We start from the raw sequence: 6712 nt of genomic DNA, 5'->3' as shown, positions 1-6712 counted from the left end.
GCGAAGGTCCTGCGGCGCAGGGCCTCCTGTTCGAGAGTGAGTTTCGACATGGGCCCGCCGGTTAGCCCGCATCCGGCTCCGGAGCAACGGGCTCGGGCGGCGCAGGCGCATCCTCGGAACCTTCAGGCGGGACCACCTCGGGTTCGTCGGGGGCTTCGGCGTCTGGACGCAGCGCCTGGATGTTCGCCCGTGCGCGGGCCGCCATCGCGCCGCCGTGCGGGTCGTTGGCCAGCGGCAGCAACAGGGCGATCGCCGTGTCGATCTGGCCTGCCCGGGCGAAGACTTCCGAAGCCTCGCCCCGGATGGCGGTAACCTGGGGGGCCAGTCCGATGGCCCTGGTCCAGATATTGAGGTCGTTCTCGGTCGGATAGTCAGGCGCTGTCCGCCGGCTGCGCCCCAGCGCGAGATACAGCCGATAGTCATCGGGATCGGCCACCAGGGCCCGGCTGAGGAAGGCGCGGGCCTGACGGTTCAGCGTATCCGCCTGCTCGCGGCCGCCCGCCTCGTCTCTCAGCGCCTGGGCCGCCGTCATCCGCATCCGCGCCATCCAGCGCAGGGCCTCGACGTCGACGGGATCGGCCGCCAGTACGGTGGTCAGTGCGGCTTCCGCCGCCTCGGCCGTGCCCCAGGCCACCTCGGCCTTGGCCAGGGTCATGCGGGCCAGCCGGTCGTCGGGCCACCGTTCGGCGGCGGCGCGGACCCGGGCCAGGACCTGCGGCCCATCCGTGCCGCGCTGCGCATAGTTCAGCCGGATCGACAGCGGAAACAGGGCATCGGCCGACGGCGGCAGGGTCTCGATCCGGATATCGACCGCATCCGATGTCGGTGTGGGATAGACCGCATAGGGCACGGAGCTGGACCGGTATCGACGCAATGCCTGTTCCAGCTCGGCAGGGGTCATGCCGAACGTGGGCTGCACCGCCTCCATCGGTGGGACGCCTTCGGACACCGCCTTCAGATAGGCGACCAGCTGCTGACGCCGCATGGGGTCGCTCAACAGATAGTGGGTCAGCAGCCAGGACTGGCCATAGAAGGCCGCGATCTGTTGCGGTGTGCCGCTCAGCGCCCGACGGGACAGCAGCCGGTCCATCGGAATCCACGGCAGATAGGCCAGAACCGCCGCCCGCCCCTCGTCGCGATAGCCGACCCGCGTCTCCCGATCCTCGATCCGCGCGGTTGCATAGAACATGGCGACCCCCTCGGTGAACCAGGCCGGGGTGGCGGCCGGAAAGTTCTGGAGCGTCAGGTGGTGGACGTATTCGTGCAGCAGCGAATTGCCCTTGCTGCGTCGGTTCAGGGCCGCATAGATCCCGTGCTGGGTCGCCGAATACCAGCCCCCGATGTTCTCCGGCACGTCCGGATAGATGGCCTCCATCCCGTCGCGACCGGACAGCATGAAGACCGTCAGGGGCCGCACCGGGGGCGTGTCGCTGAGCCCGAACGGGCTGCGTACCAGCCGGTCGAACCGGTGCAACAGGATGACCCGCTCGCGCAAATCCGCCTCGGATCCTTCGCTGTAGACGATGAAGCGATCGGTCTGCGCTCTCCGCCATTCGGCTTGGGCGGGCAGGGCAGTCCCGACCAGGGCCAGGATCAGAACGTGGCGAAGGCGGCGGACCAGGAACAGCATGAAGGCCTTGAAATCACTGAGGTACGATCGGCGCGGCACCGGCACCGTCACTTCGTTAGCCGTGCAATCGGACATTGTCGTGAAGGCCCTGTGGAGCCGTCCGGGTTCCATCCTCGAAGGACCGTCGACAAACGGCGAAATAACCGCTCGCCAAACGTGGCTTTTGGAGTCATCGTCCGCCTTGCGAGACGTTCCGGCCACGTAGCCGGGTGCCGCAAGGGGAGACAAGGAAACGACCATGGCCATGCTGCATCCGAACGACCGTGACTCGACCGAGCACCGGTCCGACCATCACGAGCGCACCACCAAGCCGCGCCTGTGCCTGCTGGCCGGCGTCACCTTCCTGGTTGCTACGGCATTCGCGTTCCACTTCGCCTTCAACGCCCTGATCTAGGCGTCAGTCGCCCTCGGGCTCGGCCTCGCCCTCGCTGGCGTCGTCCTGCTCGGCGGTGATCCCCTTCACCTCATTGATCATGGCGCGCGCCGCCGAGGCACCGCCGCCGCCGTGCGGACTGTTGGCCAGGGGCTCCAGCATCGCCACCGCCCGGTCCTGCTGGCCCGTCTCGATCAGCACCGAGGCCAGGTTCAGCACCGTATCCGGCAACTGCGGGGCCAGAGCATGGGCGAACTCCAGCGTCGCCAGATCGTTATCGTTCGGATAGCCGGACTGACCTGATCTCAGCCGCGCCAGCAGCATGAAGGTCAGATAGTTCTCGTCATCGACCTGAAACGTGCGACCGAGATGGCGCTGGGCCCGCACCATCAGCCGGGTGCGCTCGTCGTTGTCGTTACTGGCATAGGCGGCCTCGAGGTCGTGTTCCGCCAGAAGCTGCATCGCCTCGACCTTGTCGGGTTCGCGCTCCAGCACAGCGTTCGCCGCGCGTTCACCGGCCGCGCCATCTCCTACCGCCATCTCCGCCCGTGCCAGGATCAGTTCGGCCAGGGTGTCGCCGGGGAACCGCGCCGCCTGACGCCGCACCTCGGCCAGCACCGACGCTGCGTCCGCGTCGTCCTTGTCCAGAAGCTTGACCCGCTGCCCCAGCAGCAACATCGCGTCTGCCGAGGGCGGCAGGACGGTCACCGTCATGGGCACCTCGGGGATGTCCATGATCACCGCCTGATAGGGGATCCGCCCGTTCATGTAGCGGCGCAGCTCGCGACGCAGCTGGGTGATGTCCATGCCGGTCACCCGCTGCATCGCCTCCACCGGATCGCCGCCCGCGCCTACGTCACGCAGATAGGCGTCCAGCTGTTGCTGCCGCTCGACATTGCCCCAGAACCAGTGGGTCAGCAGCCAGGCCAGCGGGTAATAGGTGTTGCTGCCCCGTGCCCGCTTGCCCGGTCGCGTCGACAGCAGTGCCCGCATGTCCAGCCAGCCCGACCCCGCGAGCCACGACGTCCGGGCGGCATTCGGCTTTCCGAGCAACACGCGGTCTGACTTGAACTCGGCCGTCATGTAGTATTCGGCGAACCCCTCCACGAACCAGGACGGATAGGGATAGGCCGAGTTCTGGAACATGAAATGGTGGGCGTATTCGTGCAGCAGGGTCTCGTCCCCGGCCTCGCGGATGCCCAGGGCGAAGATGTCCTCGCGGCTGGTCATGTAATAACCGGCGACGTTCTCGCCGACGTCCGGCCGCACCCTGACCAGCCCCGCCCGCGACCCGACCAGATAGATCGGCAGCTTGCGCCCCGGCGCCTCGCCCATCGAGTTGGTCAGCTTGACGTTCAGCACCCGGTCGAAGATTTCCAGCCGCCGCACATAGCTGCGCAGGGTGCTCTCGGACCCCTCGCTATAGACCACGAACCGCTCGCTCTCGGCCCTGCGCCACTCCGCCGAGGCGGGCAGGGCGGCCAGCAGGCCCAGCGTCAGGGCGGTGGCTCCAACCGCCAAGCGGGACGCAGCCCGGTTCACTCGCCGGCTCCTTCGCCTTCGTCCTCGTCAGAGGGCGCGGGGGCGTCACCTTCGGCGGCGGGGGTCATGCCGGCGGCGGCGCGCGCGCGGGCCAGCAGGGCGCGGATGGGCCCCAGGCCCGACCCGCCGTGCGGATTGTTGGCCACCGGCGTCAGCATCGACACCGCCATGACCGGCTGGTTCTGGGCCATATAGACCCGGGCGGCCCGCACACGGGTGTCGCTGGATTGCGGGGCCAGGGCCACCGCCACCTCCAGCGTCGACAGGTCGTTGGCGTTCGGATAGCCGGCCGCGCCCTGGCGACTGTCGTCGAGCGCCAGATAGGTTCGGAAATCCAGCGGATTGGCCTCCACGGCGCGGGCCAGATAGGTCCGCGTCTGGCGCTGCATCGCCGCCTTGGCCGTGGCGTCGGCTTCGGTCTTCGAGATTTCCAGCAGGCATTCCCCGGCCAGACGCAGGGCGATGGCATCCTCGGTCGGTCCGGTCAGCAGGGGGCTGAGCGTATCCAGCGCATCGGCCGGCTTGCCGTCCAGCCGCTGAGCCCGGGCCTTCACCAGGGTCGCCATCCGGTCTCCGGCAAAGCGTCCGGCGTCGGCCTGGGCGTCGCGGATCAGATCGCGCTGTTCCTGTGCCCCTTCGCGATTGCGACGCTCCAGGGCCTGGCGCTGTTCCTGGGTCGCGTTTTCGGTCGGCTCGCCCGGCTTGAACGGATCGCGATCCAGCCTGAAGTCGTACCAGATCAACCGGTCGTATGAGGCCGGCAGGGCGCTCACCGTCACCTCCGCCTCGGGCAACTGGATCTGCGGCGTCAGCTCGTTCACCGCCCCGCGCAGATACCGCCGCAGCTCCTCCTGCAACTGTTCGGGCGTCAGGGCGAAGGCAGTGTTCAGCGCCACCACCGGATCGGCACCCGTCTTCACCAGTCCCAGATACTGACCCAGTTTCGCCGTCCGCTCGGGCGTCGCCAGCATATAGTGGGTCAGGGCCCAGGACTGGGCATAGTAGTCGAACGCGCGATAGCGGCCGGTGTCCGACACCCGCCAGCGCAGCACGTCCTCCATCGGCGCCCAGCGGTTGGCACCCATGACCAAGGTGTTCATCCGGCCCTGGCTGATGCGGGCGATCTTGACCCGGTCGGGCCTGATCTCCGACATGCCATAGTATTCGGCGAAGCCTTCCACGAACCACGACGGATAGGCCGTCGCCGTCATCTGGAACATGAAATGGTGGGCGTATTCGTGGAAGATCACCACATCGCCCATCTCGCTGCGCGTGTTGACCACGGCGAAGATGCGGCCCGAATCCGGGGCATAGAAACCCGCCACACCGCCGCTGATGCCGGGCGCGATACTGTTCATGTCGGTGGCGCCGTTGGCCAGAAGGATGTCCAGCCTGGGCGTCTCGTACTCGGTCGGAATCGGGAAATAGGCGCGCAGCAGGGCGTCGAAACGCTCCAGCTTCTGGCTGTAGCGAGTGATTTCGCCACGGCTGGTGTCGCCATAGATGACGAAATGCTCGCTCTCGGCCTTCAGCCATTCGGCCCGCGCCGGGCCCGCAGCGACGCCGGCGAGCGCAAGCGCCCCCGCTGCTCCGGTCATCAGAAGACGCATCCGCCCCATCAACTTCAACATTTCGACGTCCCCGGCCCCACAACCCTAAGAGGGGCTACTTTGGCCAGGGTCCCGTCGCCGTCAAGCGCGACCGTGGGGCAAACGCCGGATCAGGCCGCCATGCGGTTCCACACCGCCCGGTCGGCGGCGACGGCGTCCAGCTTGCCCTTGCGGTCATGCTGGCCCAACTGACGGATCACCGTGTCGGGCAGGGCACAGAAGCGCGGCTCCACCAGGTCGGGATTACAGTTCGCCTCGGGTGCCGCAAACAGGGCAGCATTCACCTCCGGCGACCGGTCCGCGATCAGCCAGGCCAGACGGCGCGCCCGCCCCGGATCGGTCCGGTGCATCATCGGATCCTCGGCGAACAGCTCGCACCCCAGCTCCAGCACATAGTCGAACCCCAGCCGCTCGAACCGGCGCGCGTCGGCGGCCGAGACCGGGGAGGCCTCGTCCAGATCGAACACGACGTCGTTGAGCAGGAACAGCATGAGGGCATGACTCGCCAGACCGCCGACGTTTCTCGCCGACGTCCAACCCTTACGCCCCCCTCGCTTGCAGTCCCGTTCACGAACGCAGTTAAGGATTTCCTGCCCTAGCCCGGGACGCCGGGCGGCGTTGACCTCGCGTGCGGCTCGTCGTCGGCGGGGCGCTACAGATACCAGTCCTGGCCGTGGAACCCGCGCGCGCCTTCGAGGTCCAGCATCCACCGCCCGGTCATCGGCGAAAGGTCCAGCGACATCTCGCCATCGAACAGTTCGCCCTCACCCCCGACGGGCAGCACCTCTGGCCCGGCCGCCTTGCCCCCCGGCTCCTCGCCGATCGCGCCGCTGTTCCACAGGATGTCGCCGGCCACCAGCGTCGTCCCGGCCAGCCCGATGACCAGATCGCTGGTTCCGTTGCCGCCCAGATCGACGAACAGATACGACCCGCCGCTCAGGTATGCGATCCCGAACGTATCCGCCGCCCCCGTCCGCACCGCCCTCAGGTCCAGCCTGTCCGTCCCGGACACGAACCCGAAGATGCCGTCGGACAAGCCCTGGAACGAGTCGGATGCACTCAGATAGACGAAGGTGTCCGCGCCCGCATCGCCGAAAAGAGCATCGGCCCCGCCGCCGCCGGTAATCGTGTCGTCGCCGGCCCCACCCGAGATCGGATCGTTTAGAATGGTCCCGACCAGCGTATCTGCCTGACCCGATCCAACCATATAGATGCCGAAATTCCCGACACCATTCACATTGCCGCCAAAGGTGATGTCCGTCGCCTGCACCGTCCGGTTCGCGGCGGTGGTCAGGAACACGCCCTGCGCCGTCTCCGCATAGATGAAGCTTGACCCGTTATCGGTCCTCAGGATGCTGATGGACCTCGCCCCGATTCCCGTCAGATCGATCCGGTCCTCGCCCGAGGTGAAGTCGTACAGATTGTCAAACCCGGTCTGCTGGTTCGAATCCCCGCGCGACACATACCGGAACACATCCCGCCCGGCCCCGCCCGCGATGGCGTCGGCCCCGCCGCCGCCGGTGATGGTGTCGCCCCCGTCATTGCCCAGCAGGGGAT

Annotated in this window: 6 protein-coding genes; 1 reads left to right on the top strand and 5 read right to left on the bottom strand. The window is 67.6% G+C overall.

Annotated features, from left to right (window positions below; genetic code table 11):
• Window positions 1-61 precede the first annotated feature (61 nt).
• Window positions 62-1669, bottom strand: coding sequence for a DUF1570 domain-containing protein (locus JHC99_RS16655; protein WP_292155748.1), 1608 nt, complete (start codon window positions 1667-1669; stop codon window positions 62-64).
• A gap of 199 nt (window positions 1670-1868) precedes the next feature.
• Between JHC99_RS16655 and JHC99_RS16650 the strand changes: the two genes are divergently transcribed.
• Entirely contained in the window at window positions 1869-2024 is a 156-nt protein-coding gene (locus JHC99_RS16650) for a hypothetical protein (protein ID WP_292155747.1), read from the top strand.
• Window positions 2025-2027: 3 nt separating this feature from the next.
• Here the strand turns inward: JHC99_RS16650 and JHC99_RS16645 are convergent, their stop codons facing one another.
• The 4 genes from JHC99_RS16645 to JHC99_RS16630 form a co-directional block, all read right to left on the bottom strand.
• Window positions 2028-3545 carry a hypothetical protein gene (locus JHC99_RS16645; RefSeq protein WP_292155746.1) on the bottom strand — a complete coding sequence of 506 codons (1518 nt, stop codon included), beginning with the start codon at window positions 3543-3545 and terminating at the stop codon, window positions 2028-2030.
• Window positions 3542-5176 carry a DUF1570 domain-containing protein gene (locus JHC99_RS16640; protein WP_292155745.1) on the bottom strand — a complete coding sequence of 545 codons (1635 nt, stop codon included), beginning with the start codon at window positions 5174-5176 and terminating at the stop codon, window positions 3542-3544. The genes JHC99_RS16645 and JHC99_RS16640 overlap by 4 nt, the downstream gene beginning before the upstream one ends.
• Before the next feature lie 89 nt (window positions 5177-5265).
• Complete coding sequence (locus JHC99_RS16635; RefSeq protein ID WP_292155744.1) at window positions 5266-5646, bottom strand: hypothetical protein; 381 nt, start codon at window positions 5644-5646, stop codon at window positions 5266-5268.
• A 161-nt stretch (window positions 5647-5807) separates the two neighbouring features.
• A partial coding sequence (locus JHC99_RS16630) for a M10 family metallopeptidase C-terminal domain-containing protein (protein WP_292155743.1) occupies window positions 5808-6712 on the bottom strand: 905 nt, incomplete at its 5' end.

The sequence above is a fragment of the Brevundimonas sp. genome, assembly GCF_016463485.1.
Lineage (GTDB): Bacteria > Pseudomonadota > Alphaproteobacteria > Caulobacterales > Caulobacteraceae > Brevundimonas.
The sequence above is the reverse complement of the archived record's forward strand: the minus strand, read 5'-3'. Positions and strand labels throughout refer to the sequence as shown.